Annotated in this window: 2 pseudogenes; both read right to left on the reverse strand. The window is 53.9% G+C overall.

The window, feature by feature from the left end:
* Nucleotides 1-53: 53 nt before the first annotated feature.
* A pseudogene (locus D5269_RS17630) lies at nt 54-536 on the reverse strand (VirB4-like conjugal transfer ATPase); the annotation flags it as partial.
* Nucleotides 537-590: 54 nt separating this feature from the next.
* Nucleotides 591-1,823 (reverse strand): annotated as a pseudogene (locus D5269_RS17635) (recombinase family protein); the annotation flags it as partial.
* Nucleotides 1,824-1,926 lie beyond the last annotated feature (103 nt).

Here is a 1,926-nt window from a genome sequence, read left to right on the forward strand (position 1 = left end):
TTTCCCGCGCTATCTTACGGGGTTGTGCCTTAGTCAACTCCTTATTACACCCTATCTGGGCGCAACATGTCGTACCCGGCGCGGACGGCTTTTTTCTGCTCCTCCACTTTCATCTTGTCAATGTCCGAGATTTTCCCCTTGATGGTCTTTATCGCCTTTAACTGGTCAACGGTCTGGATGTGCATGGTGACGGTGAGCTCCGCGTCCAGCTCCAGAATTTCCCGCAAAAGGCGGTCAGAAAGCTCGGACGCCAAAATCTGAAGATAGGACGCCGCGCCCCAAAAGCCGCCCACCCGGAAGAACCGGGAGCCCCTAAAGTCAAAGCCCCCGCTGGGGGTGATGAAGTCCTTTGTCCCCATCCCCGTTCTGGAAATATCCGCCCACGAAAAGCGGAACGGCTCCCGCCGCCCGGGGTGCATCTGCCCATGCAGGAGGGCCAGCCGCTCCCGCCCGTCCAGAGGGGACGAGGGCACGCCCAGCCGGTGGAGGTTGCCCATCACGTCCGCCTCCACCCGGTCAAGCCGGGGCCGGGCGGCGGCGTACAAAAAATCTATATGGTGTTGTTAAGAGAACCGTCCCGGCGGGACAGGTCAGGCAGTGACCTGTTCCACCTCCGGGATGGGTTTGAGATTAAAATGAATTTCGATAGAAATGTGTCTTGTTTTATTTTCGTCAATGCGCTCATGCACGACGATTTCTTTGATTAAGCGGTTGAGGGTGGCTGCGTCCAGCTCTGTGATGTTGGCGTATTCCTGAATGGCTTCCACCCATTGTTTTGCGTCATTGGCAAGCTGGACTTCATCGGACAGCCGCTTCCTGCCCTCGGACACTTTTGTTTTAAGCTCCGTCTGCTCGGTCTGTGTCCTTTCCAGCATGGTGTTGAAGTTCTGCTCACTGATACGCCCTGCAATCATATCCTCATAAAGCCGCATTACCATTTTGTCCAGAACCTCAATCCGTTCCTCGTCCCTTGTAAGGGAGCGTTCCATTGCTTCCCGCTGTTCCCGCTGCTCGGCTTCACAGGTATTGGTCAGGCGGTCGGCAACCGCTTCCCCGTCCATCAGGGCAGCTCTGGCACATTCCCGTATTTTCCGCAGCACATGGCTGTAAAGGGTGTCATAATCAATCCGGTGCTGGGTGCAGTGGTTCTTTCCAAAGGCATTGTAGGTTTTGCAGGAGTATATCCGCTGGGGATGTTTTGCGTTTGTGTAGCGTATCGTCAGCGACTTCCCACACTCGCCGCATTTTAGCAGTCCGGCAAACAGGCTGATTTCATTGGTCTGCCCCGGACGCTGGCGGGATTTCAGCTTGTTCTGCACAATGTCAAAACTCATGCGGTCAATCAGCGGTTCATGCTGTCCCTCCACCACAATCCAGTCCTCCGGCTTCTTTTCCCCAATCGTGCCGATTTTGAAGCGGTAGTCTTTTTTCTGGGAAGCAATCGCCCCGGTGTAGACGGGATTCATCAAAAGGTCTTTGATAACGGAGAAGTCCCACATATACCGCCCGTTTTCCGGGTCTTTCTTTTCCCATTTGGTGCGGGTATTGCGAAGCCCCCGTTCCCGGTTCCACCATGTGGGGCAGGGGATTTTTTCTTCCTCCAGCCGTCTGCGGATATAGTTCGGACCATGACCGTTCAGGGCATATCCGAAAATCAGCCGCACAATCGGGGCGGTTTCCTCGTCAATGAGCAGATGGTTTTTGTCCTCCGGGTCTTTCCGATACCCAAACGGGGCAAGACACCCGGTAAACTGTCCTTTCTGCGCTTTCAGAAGATAAGAGGAATGGACTTTCTTGGAAATATCCTTGCTGTACATCTCGTTGAACACAGGTTATTGGGGAAAGGGAAAGCAAACAGGCAAAAATCCAGTATTCATGCGGGTTTGCGGCGAGATGGCTCTCAAAAGCTAACCTCACAAAAGACAG

Origin of the sequence: Anaerotruncus sp. 1XD42-93 (assembly GCF_009917605.1) — a bacterium.
Lineage (GTDB): Bacteria > Bacillota > Clostridia > Oscillospirales > Ruminococcaceae > Anaerotruncus.